General features: G+C 43.6%; 18 protein-coding genes. 7 read left to right on the top strand and 11 right to left on the bottom strand.

The window, feature by feature from the left end:
- Positions 1 to 8: 8 nt before the first annotated feature.
- A complete protein-coding gene (locus C1X04_RS08190; RefSeq protein WP_137169633.1) occupies positions 9 to 1,400 on the top strand; it encodes an NAD-dependent succinate-semialdehyde dehydrogenase in 1,392 nt (463 codons plus the stop codon).
- Positions 1,401 to 1,477: 77 nt separating this feature from the next.
- Here the strand turns inward: C1X04_RS08190 and C1X04_RS08185 are convergent, their stop codons facing one another.
- Together C1X04_RS08185 and C1X04_RS08180 are read right to left on the bottom strand one after the other, a co-directional pair.
- Positions 1,478 to 2,494, bottom strand: a complete 1,017-nt coding sequence (locus C1X04_RS08185; protein ID WP_137169632.1) for a TRAP transporter substrate-binding protein — start codon at positions 2,492 to 2,494, stop codon at positions 1,478 to 1,480.
- Positions 2,495 to 2,564: 70 nt separating this feature from the next.
- The gene (locus C1X04_RS08180) at positions 2,565 to 3,401 is read right to left on the bottom strand and encodes a phytanoyl-CoA dioxygenase family protein (RefSeq protein WP_137169631.1); all 837 of its coding nucleotides are present in this window, start codon (positions 3,399 to 3,401) and stop codon (positions 2,565 to 2,567) included.
- Between the two features lie 82 nt (positions 3,402 to 3,483).
- Here C1X04_RS08180 and C1X04_RS08175 point away from each other — a divergent pair, with 82 nt between their 5' ends.
- Positions 3,484 to 4,380, top strand: coding sequence for a LysR family transcriptional regulator (locus tag C1X04_RS08175; protein ID WP_110572131.1), 897 nt, complete (start codon positions 3,484 to 3,486; stop codon positions 4,378 to 4,380).
- Positions 4,381 to 4,489: 109 nt separating this feature from the next.
- Here C1X04_RS08175 and C1X04_RS08170 read toward each other — a convergent pair whose 3' ends face one another.
- Positions 4,490 to 5,047 carry a CBS domain-containing protein gene (locus C1X04_RS08170; protein ID WP_137169630.1) on the bottom strand — a complete coding sequence of 186 codons (558 nt, stop codon included), beginning with the start codon at positions 5,045 to 5,047 and terminating at the stop codon, positions 4,490 to 4,492.
- 248 nt (positions 5,048 to 5,295) lie between these two features.
- Here C1X04_RS08170 and C1X04_RS08165 point away from each other — a divergent pair, with 248 nt between their 5' ends.
- The 3 genes from C1X04_RS08165 to C1X04_RS08155 all read left to right on the top strand — a co-directional run bounded on the left by C1X04_RS08165 (position 5,296) and on the right by C1X04_RS08155 (position 8,207).
- Entirely contained in the window at positions 5,296 to 6,099 is an 804-nt protein-coding gene (locus C1X04_RS08165; protein ID WP_137169629.1) for a hypothetical protein, read from the top strand.
- Positions 6,100 to 6,244: 145 nt separating this feature from the next.
- Positions 6,245 to 7,576, top strand: coding sequence for an alpha/beta fold hydrolase (locus C1X04_RS08160; RefSeq protein ID WP_137169628.1), 1,332 nt, complete (start codon positions 6,245 to 6,247; stop codon positions 7,574 to 7,576).
- Between the two features lie 97 nt (positions 7,577 to 7,673).
- Positions 7,674 to 8,207: a glutathione peroxidase gene (locus C1X04_RS08155; protein WP_110572123.1), complete on the top strand. Its 534-nt coding sequence runs from the start codon at positions 7,674 to 7,676 to the stop codon at positions 8,205 to 8,207.
- A gap of 138 nt (positions 8,208 to 8,345) precedes the next feature.
- Here C1X04_RS08155 and C1X04_RS08150 read toward each other — a convergent pair whose 3' ends face one another.
- From C1X04_RS08150 to C1X04_RS08135, 4 genes are all read right to left on the bottom strand, one after another.
- Complete coding sequence (locus C1X04_RS08150; protein WP_137169627.1) at positions 8,346 to 9,119, bottom strand: helix-turn-helix domain-containing protein; 774 nt, start codon at positions 9,117 to 9,119, stop codon at positions 8,346 to 8,348.
- Between the two features lie 27 nt (positions 9,120 to 9,146).
- The gene (locus C1X04_RS08145) at positions 9,147 to 9,602 is read right to left on the bottom strand and encodes a carboxymuconolactone decarboxylase family protein (RefSeq protein WP_137169626.1); all 456 of its coding nucleotides are present in this window, start codon (positions 9,600 to 9,602) and stop codon (positions 9,147 to 9,149) included.
- A gap of 158 nt (positions 9,603 to 9,760) precedes the next feature.
- A complete protein-coding gene (locus C1X04_RS08140; RefSeq protein ID WP_254682361.1) occupies positions 9,761 to 11,080 on the bottom strand; it encodes a YjiH family protein in 1,320 nt (439 codons plus the stop codon).
- Positions 11,081 to 11,361: 281 nt separating this feature from the next.
- Positions 11,362 to 12,486, bottom strand: a complete 1,125-nt coding sequence (locus C1X04_RS08135) for a DUF3524 domain-containing protein (RefSeq protein ID WP_137169624.1) — start codon at positions 12,484 to 12,486, stop codon at positions 11,362 to 11,364.
- Positions 12,487 to 12,607: 121 nt separating this feature from the next.
- On the opposite strand from C1X04_RS08135, the gene C1X04_RS08130 reads away from it, so the two are divergent.
- Positions 12,608 to 13,351 carry a dienelactone hydrolase family protein gene (locus C1X04_RS08130; protein ID WP_110572112.1) on the top strand — a complete coding sequence of 248 codons (744 nt, stop codon included), beginning with the start codon at positions 12,608 to 12,610 and terminating at the stop codon, positions 13,349 to 13,351.
- Positions 13,352 to 13,388: 37 nt separating this feature from the next.
- Here the strand turns inward: C1X04_RS08130 and C1X04_RS08125 are convergent, their stop codons facing one another.
- Positions 13,389 to 13,943, bottom strand: a complete 555-nt coding sequence (locus tag C1X04_RS08125; RefSeq protein WP_110572110.1) for a YaeQ family protein — start codon at positions 13,941 to 13,943, stop codon at positions 13,389 to 13,391.
- A gap of 446 nt (positions 13,944 to 14,389) precedes the next feature.
- On the opposite strand from C1X04_RS08125, the gene C1X04_RS08120 reads away from it, so the two are divergent.
- Positions 14,390 to 14,605, top strand: coding sequence for a hypothetical protein (locus C1X04_RS08120; RefSeq protein WP_137169623.1), 216 nt, complete (start codon positions 14,390 to 14,392; stop codon positions 14,603 to 14,605).
- A gap of 269 nt (positions 14,606 to 14,874) precedes the next feature.
- Here the strand turns inward: C1X04_RS08120 and proX are convergent, their stop codons facing one another.
- The 3 genes from proX to proV are packed head-to-tail and all read right to left on the bottom strand — an operon-like array spanning position 14,875 to position 18,163.
- On the bottom strand, positions 14,875 to 15,861 hold the full coding sequence (gene proX / locus C1X04_RS08115; protein ID WP_110572106.1) for a glycine betaine/L-proline ABC transporter substrate-binding protein ProX: 987 nt from the start codon (positions 15,859 to 15,861) through the stop codon (positions 14,875 to 14,877).
- 44 nt (positions 15,862 to 15,905) lie between these two features.
- Positions 15,906 to 16,970 carry a glycine betaine/L-proline ABC transporter permease ProW gene (gene proW, locus C1X04_RS08110; protein ID WP_110572104.1) on the bottom strand — a complete coding sequence of 355 codons (1,065 nt, stop codon included), beginning with the start codon at positions 16,968 to 16,970 and terminating at the stop codon, positions 15,906 to 15,908.
- The gene (proV, locus tag C1X04_RS08105) at positions 16,967 to 18,163 is read right to left on the bottom strand and encodes a glycine betaine/L-proline ABC transporter ATP-binding protein ProV (protein ID WP_137169622.1); all 1,197 of its coding nucleotides are present in this window, start codon (positions 18,161 to 18,163) and stop codon (positions 16,967 to 16,969) included. Before proV ends, proW begins: the two co-directional genes overlap by 4 nt.
- Between the last annotated feature and the right edge of the window lie 647 nt (positions 18,164 to 18,810).

Below are 18,810 nucleotides of genomic sequence, written 5' to 3'. Positions count from 1 at the left end.
AGGTGATTATGTTAACAGCAGCCAAACTAGAAACCGCAACGCTTGAAAGCATTAACCCCACAACTGGGCAAGCTCTACCCTCTTGCTCCGCCTTGAGTCTTAATGAGGCAAATGCGGCTATCGATAAAGTGGCAAATGGTTTTGCCCATTGGAAATCCCAAAGCTTTCAAAAACGCGCAGCAATACTAAAAGCCGTTGCGCTGACACTTAGAGACAACAAACAAGAGCTGGCCGATCTAATGGCGCTAGAGATGGGCAAACCCGTTAAAGAAGGCATTGCCGAAGTCGAGAAAAGCGCTTGGTGCGCGGAATATTACGCGGATAACGGTGAAGCATTTCTGACACCGGAAACCTTAGAATCGGACGCGAGCCACAGTTATGTGCAATACCTTCCTCTTGGCACGGTTCTCGGCATCTTGCCTTGGAACGCCCCTGTTTGGTTGGCATTGCGCTTCCTCGCACCGGCTTTAATGGCGGGGAATACTTGCGTTCTGAAGGCTGACCCTAATGTGCCTGCCACGGCGAATAAATTGGTTGAATGCTTTTATCAAGCGGGCGTACCAGACAATGTAGTTGCTAACTTAGCGGTTACAAATCCGGTGGCGAGCAAAATGATCGATCACCCAAGAGTTAAAGCCGTCTCTTTCACAGGCTCTAGCAAGGCGGGACAATTTATTGCATCGCAAGCCGCTGCGGGATTAAAGCCCGCCGTATTAGAACTGGGGGGTTCCGATCCTTGCATTCTGATGGCCGATGCGGAGTTGGAAAAAGCACTCGATATTATAACTCTCTCGCGCATGATTAATGCGGGGCAATCTTGTATCGCCGTAAAACGCCTGTTTGTCGAAAAATCGATTTATAACGAAGTTTGCGAAGGCCTAAGAGAGCGCTTTAGCAACCTCAAGTGTGGCGATCCAAGAGACGAAAGTAATAATCTAGGGCCATTGGCGAGAGAAGATTTACGGGATCAACTGCACCGCCAAGTATCGGCAAGTATCGATGCCGGTGCGCGCTGTTTAACAGGCGGTGATTTACCTTCTCGCTCAGGTTTCTTCTATCCGCCGACATTATTGGTCGATGTAAAACCTGGCATGACCGTGTTTGAAGAAGAGACCTTTGGACCAGTACTTAGCGTGACGCCGATTGATACGATTGATCAAGCGCTGGATCTGGCAAACGATACCGAATATGGCTTAGGTGCCAGCATCTGGACCAATAATCAAGTGACTATAGATCGAGCGATTGAGACACTGGAATCAGGTCAAATTGCCGTCAATGGCATCGTAAAGAGTGACCCAAGATTGCCATCAGGCGGGATTGGTAAATCCGGTTATGGACGTGAACTTGGCCCGCAAGGCATACGGGAGTTTGTTAACGTACAGCAGATTTGGATTGCTTAGGCGGGATTTTGTCACGTTAACACATAAAAACACATTTCGAGTTAGCTCATACGAGACTAACTCGAAATGCAAAACCTTTATTCTTTTATGTATTTACGAAAAGCCGCCAAAGCGCCTTTTGCATCGACCTGTCGATCCGCTACGGAATCTAACCAAACTTGATCAATGCCTTTCGTCAATTTGCCCATCTCAATGACACGCGGATCATTTTTATCCAAAGTAACCACGTTTACGCCGTTTTCTTGCGCATAGGCAATTCCCTTGGTTGCATCTTCTTGCCAAGCTTTACCCGCCATACGCGAAAGCTTCTCTCCAGATACACTCATAATCGCTTTTTGATCCTGTTCACTGAGCTGATCAAAAGTATATGGATTCATCACAATACTAAACACAGTGGTATAAAGACCATTCGGGAACAGCGTTAAATCACTTGTGACTTCCGCTAAGCGATACGATTTTTGCTCCCCCGTTGGCAAAAAGGTCCCTTCTACAATGCCTTGTTGCAGCATTTCATATGACTTACTGGCTGGAGCGATAACAGGTGTCACATCTAAGCGTTTTGCAAGCTCATTGACCATGCCGCCACCAAGCCGGATTTTCTTACCCTTTAAATCCTCTAAACGGTTAACTGGAAAAGTGGTTTGCATCTGACCCGGTGCATGAACAAACATCCCCAGCAATGTTAAGCCATCGTATTCATTGGCAGGTTTAAAGTACTCTTGCTGAACACGCCAAAGGGCACTGGAAGCGGAAGCCGCATCAATCGTTTCGCCAGGGATCTCGGCAATACTGGTCAGTAAAAAGCGCCCTGAAAGATAGGCATTCACACTAAATCCCACGTCGTAAATACCATCTTCAACACCGGAAAAAATGGATTTGGGATGGCCGGTGTAGTTGATGATTTCTACATCTACTCGCCCTTCTGTTGCCTCTTCTACCCATTTCGCCCATGTCGGCCAAACCACCGCATTTTGTGGATTACTGTTTGGTGCCCAAGTCGCCACTCGGAGTGTTGTTGTGCTCTGAGCAAGAACAGCACTGCTCGCAACACAACCTAGCGCCAAACCCAAAAGTGTTGTTTTAATTTTTGACATTCGATTTTCCTCATTTTTTTATTGTTGTTTTACATTCCGAAATTCAAGACGTCTTTTGTCTATTCACCTCTTATTCTTCGTAATAGAACTCAGGAAAGATGGCATTATCATTTGGGTACTGGCCCGGTTGAACTCGGACTTCACTGACATTAACGCTTGGGTCTGTACCTGGTCTTGGGTCCCAAATGGCGTCATCGCCTAACCAGCGAGTCGAAAACGCCAACCTGTCTTGGCTGGCTGATTTGTTACCCGGTGCACCATGCAGCGTCCAAGCCGAAAAAATCAACGCATCACCCGGTTGAAGTTCATAACTGATGATGTCGAAGCTGTCGCGGTCGGCTTCTATATCAGGACAAGGAACGCCCTCACCTTTTCCTGTCCAACCGATATTGGCATTTTTGTCAGACGTTCCGAATGCCTCCGGCAGATAAAACACATTGTCATTATTCGAACCTCTGACAAATTCTAAGCCGCTGCCTTCAAGAGTCACTGGCGTTAATGCCAACCAAATAGACGCAATTTGCTTACCTCTAAAGGGCCAATAAGGCACATCTTGGTGCCAAGGTGTTGGGGTGTTTGATTGTGTGGTTTTGATAAGAAGATGATCAAAATAAAAGCGGCTGGATTTGCTTTGCATTGCCTGTGCAGCAAGACGCGCACAACCGGAATCTTTTGCATAGCGATACACAAGGTCATTCGAACGCCATAGATAACGGTCGGTAAACATACGACCGGTTTTCTGACCGGGGTTAGCGTCGTTCGCCAGCTGGCTTGGATTGTCTATTTGGTATTGACCAAAAGCCGCCAGCTTTTCAATCCAACTAGGATCTACAGCATTGCGTATGCATACCACACCGTCTTTTTGATATTGTGCAATTTCAGCACTAGAAAGGTTTCTATGGCTCATAATATTTTCCTTTGTTTTTATTGTTGACCAAAATATAACCTAAGCCATATCATCAAATAACCTGATAAATCTGATATGCATTATGGAAAATTTTGATTCCGGCTCCCTGAGCCTTAAAAACCTAAAAACAATAAAGCTGATATATGAGCTTGGCTCGATAACCGCAGCGGCCACGGCATTGCAGCAAAACCAACCCACTGTAAGCTATACGCTCGAACAGATGCGTTTGGCATTTGGGGATCCGCTTTTTGTTCGCTCCGGCAGAGGCGTTGCTCCCACCAGCCGCTGTCACCAAATTATGCCGAACATAGAAAATCTACTTAAAGGCATGACCGAACTGTTTCAGCCCACTGATTTTGTGCCGAGCGAGGCCGATTTAAGTATTACGATTTCCTGTAATCTCTACGAACTGCAAGTGCTTATGCCTACCTTAGTTGAGCGGTTAAGCACGCTCGCACCGAATATCCATTTGAACTTTATCCAGTCAAATATGAATGGTCATAAACAACTTCAGCAGGGATTGTGCGACATATTACTGTCTCCCGTTACCCACGATTATGAGACGCTCTACAAACGCCCTTTATACAAAGACCGTTATGTTTGCTTAATGTCCCAGCAACACGATTTGGCTGATAAAGACATGACACTAAGTGAATACATCGCGGCGAAGCACATAGAAATAAGTTATGAAGGCGGTTGGAAACCGCTTTATCTGAGCATGTCGGAACTACAAGGCGTGAATCTCACCATAGCACTGCGCCTTCCGAGTGTTTCCAATTTTATTTCAAGAATGGCTGGCAAGGAGCTAATTGTCACCCTACCTGAACGGCTTGCCCGTATTATTGGAGGTCCGATGATTATCAAAAATTGCCCATTTGAAAGTAGTTTTGAACTCAGTCTTTACTGGAACAAACTCACTCATCACTCCCAAGCGCATCAGTGGCTTAGAAGCCAAATTATTGATATCTGCTCGGAGTGATCACATGAAGCATTCGGTTACTGGAAGAAGGCAAATAGCCCCTTATTGACTGTGAAAAAAAGCAATAGGGGGCGATAGAAGAGTCACACGAACAAGTCGTGTTTGAAGATTAAAGCGTAGCAACAAATACTTTAGAGAAACTGGTTTTTTCTTGAATATCTATATTTAGACGCAGTCTTCGAGAAATATCACTGGCTGAGAAAATGCCTCGAATCTTGTGATTTTCATGATCAATTACAAGACAGTGACGCTCACCGTTATCTTTAAGAGCGTTAATCACATCAGAAATGCTAGCCTTAGAAATATCCTTCCAATCCAATGCTTTTAAATGTTTTTTCGCTGTCATGAGTTCAGCGACGACAATTTCATTACGCTCCAAACCTTCCGATACTTTCTGAACAATCTTTCGTTCGATCAAATCATCAGAGCTAACAACACCAATAAAATGTTTTTTCTCATCAACCACAAGCTTCAATCTTACGTGCTCTTTTTGCATGAGCTCTTTCACTCTCAACACAGATGCTGTGGACTCAATAACCAAAGGTTTGATGTTTTTAAAATCCGTAAAGAAAGCTAATGCAGGCGAGTCGATGGTAAGGTCGTAATTTTCTTCAGGCCAAGCCAATTCGTCGATGTTGGTCGTTGGATAGAAATCAAGTTTTTTCATGTAAAGCCGCTCCGAAGTTTTGTCTTGTAATTAATCTAATATAAAAACGGTGTCTGCTATAACCATATCTCAATCATTATGCATAAACTAATAGATAGGTGCTAAAAATATTAATTACAAGCCTTGGGAGCGCGTCTACGGGCGATTTTGTGCTATTTCTGTCGGTTGCTGCCGCCAAATCCCTTTGAGCTAGGCCTTTTTGTCCTTAGCTATAGTCGTTCTTTCATCATATTTGCTAGGATCAAATCATGGTGAATTGGCTAAATGATAGAGAACGTAGGAAAACGATGACGCAACCCGAGCTTTCAACAAACAACCTCATGAACGATGTAATGACTCAATGTGAGAAATTTTATTATCAAATGGGACCATTTAGTGCGTTAACTGAGTTCGAAAAAGCCAGCGTTGAACGAGACATTCGAGTAAAAATCAGTCATCTAAGCGAGCTGTCTAAGGGATACAGCCACGTTGCAATGATGTATTTACAAGTCGCTCTGGGCAACCAAAAAGAAGTCAGCAAGGCGTTTTTCGAAACACTGAATTATTTAGATAATTCAACCATTTACTCTAACTACGCCTCTCACCTTAACTGTCTGGGCTTTCCAAAAATGGCGGTTCAAGTGCTCGAAGATTACCTAGCATCCACACCAGCCGCCATGAGCGTGATTGTTTTATTAAGCAACCTGTATAAAGGCATGGGAGCGTTTTCGAAAGACGCGAAACTGATGGAAACGTATTTAAAATCTCACCGCCCTCAAGAAACCGCATTACAGGAATATCTTGTCAGCCATGGCATTAGCCCAGAAGAAACCGAACAATATTTCACACTTGTCAGCAATTATTTTCTTGCTCAACGCATCGAGCATTACAAGATTTCACGCCGTATCGTAAAAGACCATGACGATAAAGATTGGCTTTGCACGGAATTCCAGATTGAAGACGAGTTAAGCTCAGATCAAATTCACTCTATTAACCTAGGGCTTTCCTCTTTACTGGCAGGCAGCAACCTATCAAAAAAAGCTTCTGAGCATTTCATTACCCAAATTTACTAAGGGAAATCTCTATAACCCGACCATGTCATCCAAGTACGCATTCAACCAACCTAAGGAATGAAAACATTCGAGCTAGCGCTCTCATAAGTGTAAAGTAGCCAACAATACAAACCGTCAAATCGTTATACAGAACAACGAGGTAAGAATGAACCCAGTACAGAAACAGTACAAGATGAAAGGCATGCTGATTACCGAATACGAGTTGGACGTACCTTTAGATTGGGCTGGCTTTAGCAAAAGCCCTGAAAACAACCAAACGATTACGCTGTTTGCTCGCGAAGTGGTTGATATAAACCGCTCCGATGAAGAGTTGCCTTTATTGCTATTTTTACAAGGCGGCCCTGGCGGCAAATCCCCTCGTCCAATGCCTGGTTCCCCATCTTGGATGGCGGAAGCGCTGAAAACCCATCGAATTATACTGATAGATCAACGTGGCACAGGCCGCAGCAGCCGAATTGATACCAACCTGATTCGTAAATTGTCTGCCGAGGAAGGCCGAGACTACCTGCTTAAATTCCGTGCCGACAGCATTGTTGCGGACTGCGAACACTTACGTAAGACGATATATGGCGGTCGTTTATTTGAGACACTAGGACAAAGCTATGGCGGCTTTATCACTTTAACTTATTTATCCCAAGCGCCAGAAGGTTTGGCGGCGTGTTATGTGACAGGCGGTTTAGCGGGACTAGAAGAGTCGGCACAAGAGGTTTATCAGCTTACCTATCAGCGCGTGATTGAGAAAAACCAAGACTATTATGCCCGCTACCCAGAAGACGCAAAAACCATGGCAAGAATTGCCGAGTGCTTAAGCAACGACAAAGTGCTATTACCCGATGGCGATCCCCTTACTCTAGAACGATTCCAAAGCATTGGCATTCTACTGGGCATGGGGCCGGGCATCGATCAAGTCCATTGGTTAATTGATGAAGCCTTTGCTGGCAGTGATAAAAGCCGCCTAAGCGATGTCTTTTTAGAACAAGTGATGAACATCACCAGCTACCATGAAGGCCCGCTTTTTGCTGTCATTCATGAAAGCATTTATGGTCAACCGAACAAAAGCACCAGTTGGGCAGCCCAACAGCTGCGAGATCAGTTTAGTGAATTTGATGCGTCACACTCGCCTTTGATGCTAACAGGCGAAATGATTTACCCTTGGATGTTCGAGCAAATCGCATCGTTGCGCCCTTTTTCTGACGCGGCGAATGCTCTAGCGGATTATCAAGATTATGCGCCACTTTATGATCTTGCCAAACTCGCTAACAACAAAGTGCCCGTTGTCGCTGCGGTTTATCACAACGACATGTATGTTCCTCGAGAGCTGTCACTGAAAACAGCGAAGCAAGTCGCTAATACTCAGGTGTGGATTACCAATAGCTACGAACACGATGGCGTGCGTCAATCTTCAGAAGTGTTCTGCAAATTGCGTGAACTGCTATTGGATCAAGGCGGCCCTTTACAAAATACAATGCAGCCATAATACAAATTTATGCAATTGCTTCGCATTTTACCGAAGCATTAAAGGCTATGCTTGAACGGATTTTTAACATTGCTTTTATCATTTATGAGAGGTTTCTATGAGTCACGTATTAGATTTATCTGTTAACAATATCCAAGGTAACAGCACTGACCTGTCTGCGTTTCAAGGCAAAACCGTTTTGGTTGTTAACGTTGCGTCTAAATGTGGTTTAACGCCACAGTACGAAGGTCTTGAAGCTTTGTACAAAAAATACCATGGTCAAGGTTTAGAAATTTTAGGCTTCCCTGCAAACGACTTTGCTGGGCAAGAGCCAGGTACTGATGAAGAAATTCAGCAGTTCTGCAGTCTAACCTATGACGTGACCTTCCCAATGTTCAGTAAAATCACCGTTACTGGCGAAAACAAACACCCTTTGTACAAAGGTTTGATCGAAGCGGCACCCGTTACGCCAAATCGCGACGCTATGGTTAACATGTTGGCAGGCCATAAAATTGAAGCAACAAAAGCCCCTGAAGTGGTTTGGAACTTTGAAAAATTCCTTATCACCAAAGAAGGCAAAGTGATTCGCTTCTCTCCTGATGTAGCACCTGAAAGTGAAGAGCTTGTCTCTGCTATCGAAGCAGATCTGTAAGCGTTCCAGCCCTATTTGAGACACAAAGAGTCACGTTAAACGCGTGACTCTTTTTTAGGCTATAAAAATCTGATTGACCTAAGTTATTTCACGCTGGAATCATAGCAAGCTTGATGGACACCATTGAAAACAAAACCATTAGCCTAGCAACCTGCTCTTCATAAAACGTTTTGGCGTAATCCCCGCTATTAACTGACATTCACGTGTCATGTGAGCTTGATCAGAAAAACCGTATTCGATTGCAAGCTCAGCAAGTTTGCCATGATTTTTTTCTATTTTTAAAGCCAACAAAACCGCTCTGACCCTTCTCAACCGCTGGAAGTATTTTGGGGACATACTCAAACGATCTTGAAACTGACGCTCTATTTGACGCTGACTAAGAGAAAGCGTATTTGACAAATCCACTCGAGAAGATTGCTGTAGCAACTCTACGGCTTTTACTACTGGGTCATAAGTATCGGTCATGCTAGAAACCCTTTGGTAAAAAGCCTTATCCAATAAATCTATGCGCTCTTGAATATTCAAACCGCCTTTTAATCGAACAAATAAAGACTGAATAAATTCAGACGTTTGCAGTGTGCTTGTCGTGTCTTCTTGTTTTGCCAACTTTGTCTGAAACAAACACCCCATTCCAGGCTGAAAACGGACACCAACTAAATTGGCACCAGCAGGTAAATGAATCATATGCGCCTGCCGATTGGTTGATTGAAACATTACTGGGTCATTCCAAACCTCTTGATCAACCAATATTGGCTCTCCAAGATTAAACAATATTCCACTACCAGCATCAGCAACCAAGCGACGAGTCACGCCTTGTTGATTCATTGGGATTTGTGCCGACCAAATTGCCTGCACCCAAAGAGAAAGCGGACCTTGCGGAAAGCGAATATCAAACAACAAGGACGACATCATATTAATCCTCTAACGTACTGGTGTTATTCAACGAAAACTACCAACCTCAGGCTTAAAGACTTTTACCATTCTGTTCCAACTAGAAATAGCATTTATCGCAATGGTTAAATAAGTTAGTCCAGATTCACCGAAATTGGCTAACATTTCTTCATAATAAGCGTCATCAATGGAATATCCGGAAACAAGATGTTCTGCAAAAGCTAAGGCAAGACGTTCTTGCTCAGAAAATAGCGGAGAATCTTGCCACGCATTCAAAGCGATCATTCGCTCATGCGTTTCACCCATTTCAAATGCTTGCGAGCTATGCATATCCAAGCAAAAAGCACATTGGTTTATTTGTGAGACACGAAGCTTCAGTAGCTCCAAGATAGTTTTACCTAGGCTGGGTATTTCTGCAAATTGATTACCTAAGATTTCTTCTTGCTTTAGTAAAAGCTCGAACACTTGTGGTGCTGCGGCAAAATAATTGATGCGTTTTAACATTGTGAGTTCTCCAAAGAATAAACTTGAAGATCAATCCTAACGATAGCTGATCAGCATTAATTGAAGAAATTCGACATTTGGAAAGGAAATATAAAACACACCAAATTCGTGTAGGGACTCAATTCGGTGTGTTTTGTTTCGCTATTGCGGTGAACTATTTACTGAACAAACTGCTCCGCCCAAAAAGCGACTGGGGCAGCGATTAGAATCGTCAAGGCCACACGCTGATACCAAACAATCAACATTTGTTTAATGCTTAGTGGAATCTCGGTGGACAAGATACAAGGAATCGACGCTGAGAAGAAAAGTATCGATGAAATAGACACCACACCAACCACGAATTTCACAACGAATACACTTTTCGCAGCGATTAGCGCTGGCAAGAACATTTCAGCTAAACCTGTTGCAGACGCCGTCGCCACCATCATTGGATCTGGCAATTGGGCGATCCATGCGAATGGGTAAAACAGGTAACCAATCCATTCAAATACTGGCGTGTACTTCGCCAATAACAAGCCACACAAACCAACCGACATGATAGAAGGCAAAATACTCATTGCCATTAACATGCCTTCTTTGATGTTTTGTAGGATATTACGGCCAATGGGCGCGGCGTTTTTAGCCACATCCAACCCTTCCAATGTGGCTTGTTTGAAGCGCGAATGCTCGAATTTTTCGACTTCACGACTTTCTGCTGTGTCATCCATTTTACTGAGCGGAAAAATGCGAACCGTGATTGCCGTCACCACAAAGGTGATCAACAAAGTAGCCCAGAAAAAGACGTTCCAAACATCCATCAAGCCCAAGGTTTTCGCGACGATCACCATGAAAGTCGCAGACACAGTGGAAAAGCCAGTAGCAATAATCGCCGCTTCTTTCGCGGAATATTGACCAGACTTATAAACTCGGTTGGTAATCAACAAACCAATAGAGTAACTGCCTACAAACGAGGCAACCGCATCAATTGCCGATTTCCCCGGCGTTTTAAACAGAGGCTTCATAATCGGTTGCAACAACACACCTGCAAACTCAAGCAAACCGTAACCAATCAGAAACGCCAGAAACACCGCCCCAATCGGCACGATCAAACCAACCGGCACCACCAATTTACTAAACAAGAAAGGCAGCATGTCTTTTTCGAACAAGAAAGCGGGCCCAACGGAGAAAAACGCCATTACCGCTGTAACCACACCCAAGACTTTAAAAATCGACAATACGGTTTGCGTTTTACTGGCTTTCCAATTCCCAGAAATAAACGGATAAGCACCACCAGCCAATACGACTAAGATAGCGTAAACCTCAGCCATTTGACCGTAGTCATTACGCAGCCAAGACACAATGTGATCCAAAGGAATGGTTTCTTTTCCGCCAATACTTATCGGAATAAAAAAGACAAAAATACCAACGCAGCTATAAGCAATGAGCTTAAGAAGAGACAGTGGAGACACGGCTCCTGATTTGGGATCTGTAGTATTCATATATGGACTTCCTACTAGAAGGTTATTAATCAAAGGAAGAAAAGCAACAAACATACCAACATGTATATACATTTAAATATGGCGTAAATTGGCGCTTAATTCTTAAGATTAATGTGAATTTATTTTTATTTTGAAAACACTAACCATAGGAATATCGCACAAAATAAGCGCAACATAAAGAGTTGTGCGCTATTTTGATTCAAACGACATTTGTAGATTTTAGGACACAGCAAGTTGTTAATCGAATAGAAAGACAACAACTTGTCTATACATAATAGAGACTAGTGTTGGTATGTATCTATTAGCTTTTCATAGTGTTCAAGCAACACCTGAACTTGATACTGACTAACATCCGCGGCTTTTACATCATCCGTGACAATACGCTGAATCAAGTCGACTGCTCGCTCGGCTTCGTTCTGAATGTCTTTTAAATCACTTTGATAAAGGTACAGCTTTTCGTTCAGGTGATTGCCAAATAGCTCTGGATAAACTTGCCTATCTGGAAGCACGGGCACACAACCTAAGGCAACCGCCTCTAATACGGCAAGACCTTGAAATTCATGCAAAGCCGTAGACAGCACAATATCTGACGAAGCAAGAAAGCCTAAATATTCCGCTCGGCTTGGCGCAAAGCCAAACTGCCTGATGCGATGTGCAAACTTAGCTTGAATCTGATCAAATTCTTTTGGAATAGAACGAAACTGCTCACCTAAAATGGCAATTTCGTAGTCTAGCTGACGACGCTCCAGTTCTTCTAAAATTGCCAACAATCGATCTGGCCCTTTGTCGAATTCCCATCGCGCTGACCATACCAATTTCATTGGCTCTGATGCTTTTTTCTCGCCCTCTTCTACTGCTAACTGTTTGCTCGCTGCCGCTGTCATATCTAAAGGCACCGCCAGCACTTGGGCGTTGGTTTCTGTGTCATTTAACCAATCTGGCGAAACATAATCAGGCAGTTTTTTTAGTAAGGCACGAGCACCGCCAAAGAAAGAATCTTTATTGAATTGACTATTAAACACACACAGATCCGCGGCCAAGGCACTGTACAAGGTGACCATTTGCATTTCGATCAGACCTTGTTGTTTGTCGCTAGCAGGATAGGCAAATTGGTTCTCATGAAAATACAGCAGCCAAGGAATGTTCTGCAAGTTTGGGCAAAAGGCTTTTAAACCAACACAGTCTGTCATCGAGGTCGCAATGACCAAATCGTACTCTTGCTCTATCTGAGGTTTAAATTGTGGATCAAACGCAAAACTCATGGCATTGCCGCGAATACGCCATGCAAAATGTCGAGCAGGCAAAGACAAATAGTGCCATTCATGCTGAGCCAAGCCATTCATTAAGGTATTTGCCCAGGCTTTGTGGCTGCTGGCTTCGTAGGCGCTGATCAATAAAATTCGCACGGTTTCTGTCTACTCATTGGTTAAATTTGGCTTTTGTGTCTGTTTGAGCCCTTTGCGGCTGGCTCATCCGTGTTGGGTCGAATATCATGTAGGAAAATGACAAACCGCTTTAAGGATTACCATGATCATTCAACGTCACGATCAAGATATTAACACGCCAACCGGCACCATGCGCTGCACTGTGTATCGCCCTCAAGCGGCTGGCCGCTTTCCTTGTATCTTTTTCTACTCTGAAATTTTCCAGCAAACCGCGCCAATTGCTCGCTCGGCCGCGATCATGGCAGGCCATGGGTTTGTGGTTATTGTCCCTGAAGTGTTTCATGAACTTAACCCTATCGGCACCGTGCTGGGATATGACGATGAAGGCAAAGACAAAGGCAACGCGGACAAATTCACTAAAACTCTAGAAGCGCACGACAGCGATACCGTTGCCATGCTGGAATACTTCGAACAGCAAGACTATTGCACAGGTCAATTTGGCAGTATGGGCGTTTGTTTAGGTGGCCATTTGGCGTATCGTGCGGCATTAAATCCTCGTATCCAAGCGGCTTTTTGCTTATACGCAACAGACATTCATTCCAATACCATTCCTTGTGCTGAAGGCAATGACTCTTTCACTCGCACAAAAGAAATCCAAGGCGAAATCACCATGGTGTGGGGCAAACAAGACCCGCATGTTTCTACAGAAGGACGCCAGAAGATTTACCAGCAATTGATCGATACCGACCGTCTATTCACTTGGCATGAATTCAATGGTCAGCATGCTTTTATGCGCGACGAAGGCGACCGTTATGACCCTGCCCTCGCCTTAGAGTGTTACAACAAAGCCGTTGCGCTGTTCCAACGCACTTTGCATAAAGCCTAACCACATCACTATGCGCACACAGTGGTTGGAGGTGAGCTTATTGCTCGCCTCGCCACACTGGTGTCAAAGCGCATTCGCCTAGTTCACCAGAAATCCACATCTCACCGTCTTGAATCGTGACGTTCAGTTGCATAGAACGAGTGCAAATTTTCGCTAAGGCTTCAACCTGAGCTTCAGGGAAGCGCAATACTCGCATGTTATCAAAACGGCTGTTCTTGCCTTTGTTTTGTTCCCACCAAATATCAGACTTGTCGTTGTAATTCACAACAACCACGTTTTGAGCGCGACCACAGGCTTTACGCAAACGTTTCTCGTCTGGTTGCCCTAGCTCGACCCACAGCAAAATCTCATCTGAGTAGTTTTTCTGCCATAAATCTGGCTCATCTTCGGTGCTAATCCCTTTAGTGAAGCTTAATTGCTCACCGCCTTCTTTTTCATCCGCCAACAAGGCGAATGCTGCCAAACGCACCATCATGCGCTCTTCTGTTTCTGAAGGGTGTAACGCCAAAGTTAGCTCGTAACTTTGGTAATGATTTCTATCCATGTCAGAAACTTGAACGGATGCTTTATAAACTGTTGCTTTCGTCGCCATGAGGTCACTTACTACATTTATTAACTATAAAAAGAAGACAGGAAAATCGCGTCGGATTGTACAGCAAAAAAGCGTCACAATACCGCAGCCGAGTGATTGTTTTTTTCGTCAAATAAAAAAAAGGCTATTTCAATATAAGTGATTGACATAAGTCACAAAAAAAGGCTCAATTAAAAAGCTCATTAGAGCACAAATTACACAATGCATTACGCAATCAATAAACCTCAAAGTTAAGGAGAAGCAAAATGACAACTTTCACGCTGATTCATTCTACTTCCTCCATGGCTGCTCGCTGTAATAATCGAGTACGTAAAACTTTGTCCACGCGTTCAATGCCTGTGTAATACACCATTGACCGCGGAATTTACGCGGTCACACCTCTATAAGAAACCACCCCGTAAGTTCCGCCAAAACACACTATTAAACGTATATTTTGGAGAAAACTTATGAGTATCATCGCCCTATTCAACGCCGCTAAAGAATACTTCGAAGCTCGTCGTACTAATCAGCTATTTCGTCAGCTTGATGACCATTACCTAAAAGACATTGGTTTCTACCGCGACAATGGACAAATTCGTCCTTTGGCAGGCAACCAAGATCTAGAAAGTCAAAGCAACGAGAAAGTCCAAATACCACCGGAAGAACAACCGAGCGACGGGTGACCAGATCGTCACCTCAGAGGGCTCTGAGGTGACGGTAAACCACTAGGCCGGATGGCCAAACACGCCTTTCATTGCCAAGTAATGAAAGGCGTTTTTTTACTCTAAGCAACCAATAGCTAAAATCAAACTTAGCTGTAGACACAAAAAAAGGACACTGTATAAATACAGCATCCTTTAGTATTAACATCATTAAGATATTGATCTTCTAGCCGTCTATTTTATATCCCCAATAGAATCCAGAGAAATCAAAACCTGACTAGCAAAGTAGGTTACTTCGCGGCTTTTTTGGCTTCTGCGATCCAACCGTCAAATTTTGCTTGGTTAGCACTGATCCATTTATCCGCATGGATCTCCATCTCACGTTGAGAATCCTCACCATCGGCAATCAGCATATTTTGGGCACTTACCGCATTAATTGGTAATTTCATGATATCGAATAATTTTTTCGCTGCTGGGTTTGCCTCTGCGAAGGCTTTATTCGCAACGATTCGCTCGCTATTGATATCAAAACCGTAGTTTTTGCCATTTGGCAATGCGGTGTCTGTGTTGTTTGGGTTTGAAGAATAAGGCACTTCTAACCAGACAACATCGCGGCCTGGAACCAGCTTGCCAGATACCCAATACGGCGTCCAAGTGTAATAAAAGATCGACTCACCTTCATTGAAGCGTGCGATCGTATCGGAAATAATCGCTGCATATTGACCTTGGTTATGAGTAATCTTATCACGCAAGTCGAAAGCATCTAGCTGGTGCTCAATAACGCCTTCACAACCCCAACCAGCCTGACAACCAGTCAAGTCAGCTTTGCCATCGCCATTGGTATCAAATAAAGCCGCAATTTCAGGCTTTTTGAAATCAGCGATATTGGTGATCTTGTATTTATCGGCGGTTTTCTTATCAATTAGGTAACCTTGAGCAGCCCCTTCTATGTAGTTGCCGCCGCGATAAAACTTGTCATCACCACCCGCATTTTTGTACATAGCGTTGTGCAGTGGATACCAGTTTACTGCTAGGAACTGCGCATCACCATTCGCAACAGATGTGTAGCCTGCACTGTAATCTACTTCTTTAATTGGCTGTACGTCGTAACCCAATTTTTCTAACGCTTTGTTAACAACGATCGTCTGAAAAGTTTCTTCTGCGATTGGGCTTTGTACTGCTGTGACTGTGACGCCCTCGCCTGGCAAGTGACCGTCGGCTAAAACAGCACCGCTAAACAGTGCGGCAAATGAAGTGAGTGTAACTACCTTTTTCATTGGAACATCTCCTTTGAATGAGTTTAGTGTAACCGTTTTGATTTTCATTTTTTAAAAGCGAGCAATAAGCCAATTGGACCGGTTTCATACCAATGACGTGTGCCACGCTGACGAGCGTCTTGTCCAAGAGATTGAGTCATGCGATCCAAAATAACAGCAAGAATAACAATGCCTATACCACCGATCGTCGCAAGACCAATATCTAAACGGCCAATACCTCGTAATACCATCAAACCTAAACCACCGACCGAAATCATCGATGCAATCACCACCATAGACAAACCAAGCATCAAGGTTTGGTTAACGCCCGCCATGATAGTTGGCATAGCAAGTGGCAACTGAACTTTGAACAACATTTGTTTGTTATCTGCACCAAACGAGTTTGCTGCTTCTATTAAATCGCTGGGTACTTGTCGAATACCAAGGTTCGTTAAACGAATAACAGGGGCGACAGCAAAGATAATGGTCACAATAACCCCAGGCACATTACCAATCCCGAACAACATAACGATTGGAACCAGATACACGAAGGCAGGTGTTGTCTGCATAATATCCAGAATCGGTCGAATCACTTTGGCTGCGCGATCACTCCGCGCCATGGCAATGCCCGTCGGAATCCCCAGCACGATACAAAACAGCACCGAAGTAACCACCAGCGCTAGCGTTGTCATTGATTCTTGCCAAGCACCGATAGCACCAAGTGTAATCAAGCCAACGACTGAACCTATTGCCAAACGTCGTCCAGACAATTGCCAAGCAATCAAACCAAACAACACAATAACCAACAGCGGCGGCGCTGCATTAAACGTGCTATCGATGGCGGTCAAGGTCGCATCAACAGGGGCTTTAACAGCGGTAAAGAAAGGTCGAAAGTTTGTCACGACCCAATCCACACCCGTTTCGATCCAACTATCAAGTGGAATCCAAACTTCTTGGAAAGGATGAAGTAAACTAAAATCCGTCTGCTCTACCGGTGTGCCGCTGGCAGACATAGACATCGCATCTGAATTTTGAGTTGAGGCAGCCCCACCCCATGGATTACTGGCTGTCGATTCCGCTGCTCCCGTGTCGTCTGACCCGGTTGCCCAAGGATTTGATTCAGTACTCATACAGAAGCCTCCTTATCCAATGTTTCTAGTAAACGCGCTTTACTGATAACACCTACATACTTCTGCTGATCATCCACAACCGGCACAGCACAAGGAGAGTGAGCCACAATCGAAATAATCTCGCCGATAGACGTATCTGCAGCAATCGGTTGAATATCATCAATGATGGCTTCAGCAAGAGTTTGCTTATTCTTAATCACATCGTGCAGTGAGTTAGCAGACACCACACCTAAAAAGCGGTTACTTTTATCAATCACATAACCATAATCACGGTCATGTTCATTTAATAGTTGTAAGCCACTGCGTAAACCCTCACTGGAGTCTTTCTTAATGAGCGTCAATCTAGACTTAGAAACAATGTCTTTGGCGTGGAAAACGTTACTAACATCAACGCCTTTGAAAAACGAACGAACATAATCATTAGCTGGGTTATGCAGAATATCGTCTGGCGTACCGACCTGCACAACTTCACCACCTTGCATGATGGCAATTCGATCACCAATACGCATGGCTTCATCAAGGTCATGTGAAATGAACACCACGGTGCGCTGATGTTCGGATTGCAAACGCACCAATTCATCCTGCATCTCAGTTCGAATAAGTGGATCAAGCGCTGAAAACGCCTCGTCCATAAGCAGAATGTCAGGGTTATTGGTTAATGCCCTAGCAAGACCAACACGCTGCTGCATACCACCAGACAGTTCATCTGGGTAACTGTTAGCGTGAGATTCCAAACCAACTTGAGCTAACGCATTGCGGGCTTTTTCATGACGCTCTTGCACATCGACACCAGACAGCTCTAGACCAAAAGCCGTATTATCGAGCACGTTCATATGAGGCATTAATGCAAAGGACTGGAAGACCATACTAATTTTACTGCGGCGAATGTCGCGTAATTCTTTGTCATCCACTTTAGTAATATCATGGCCATCAATTAATACTTGGCCTTGGGTAGGTTCAATAAGACGATTTAATAAGCGAACAAGAGTAGATTTACCAGAACCCGAAAGTCCCATTACAACGAATATTTCACCCTCATTAATAGCCAAACTGGCATTCTTTACACCAACTGTTTGACCCGTCTTTTTAAAAATTTCGTCCTTGTTTATGCCTTTATCAAGCATCTTCAATGCTTTCTTGGGATGCTCTCCAAAAATTTTGTATAGGTTTTTAACTTCGAGTTTTGTGACCATAATGGCTCTCTGTTGTTAAACACAATCGTAAATCGTTGTTGAAGAACGACTTAACGTTTATTTAGCATAAAGACAAAAATTATTACTTACAAGTCTAAATGTTTACATTTTGTTTAACATGTCAAAAATACAGCTCGATCTATGCTCTCCCTAACACACCAACAAACCACCTATTAAAATTGCACTTTTTCTACTCAATAAACCCTAAAATTGCTATATTAATGAACTATTTAGCGATATTTGAATAAATAAAAGCATCGAGCCAATCTTGCAGATAGATGACCCAGCAAACCAAAAAAATTAGAGTCGTAAGTAATTTTCTTAATGTGACGACACTGAGCAACACGACAAAATGGTTTCATCTAAATGCCAAAAGAACATCTCTCACCCTACACATTACTAAACAGTGGCTTGTAGAAATCAACAGACTTCCCTATAACGACACAAAACACCACCCAAATCCTATTACCAAACACCTGTTCCTGACACCCAATAAAACTTGCTATAGAGAAGTCAATAAAAGCGATTTTTGCAGATTCTTTACTTATTTAAACCACACAACTTTAGAACAATTTCGTTATGGTTAATTTCTACAAACATGTAGAAAAAGCTATTTCCACATAAATACATTCTAGTTTTAATAGGAG

It is taken from the genome of Marinomonas sp. FW-1, assembly GCF_005222245.1.
GTDB lineage: Bacteria > Pseudomonadota > Gammaproteobacteria > Pseudomonadales > Marinomonadaceae > Marinomonas > Marinomonas alcarazii.
The sequence above is the reverse complement of the archived record's forward strand: the minus strand, read 5'-3'. Positions and strand labels throughout refer to the sequence as shown.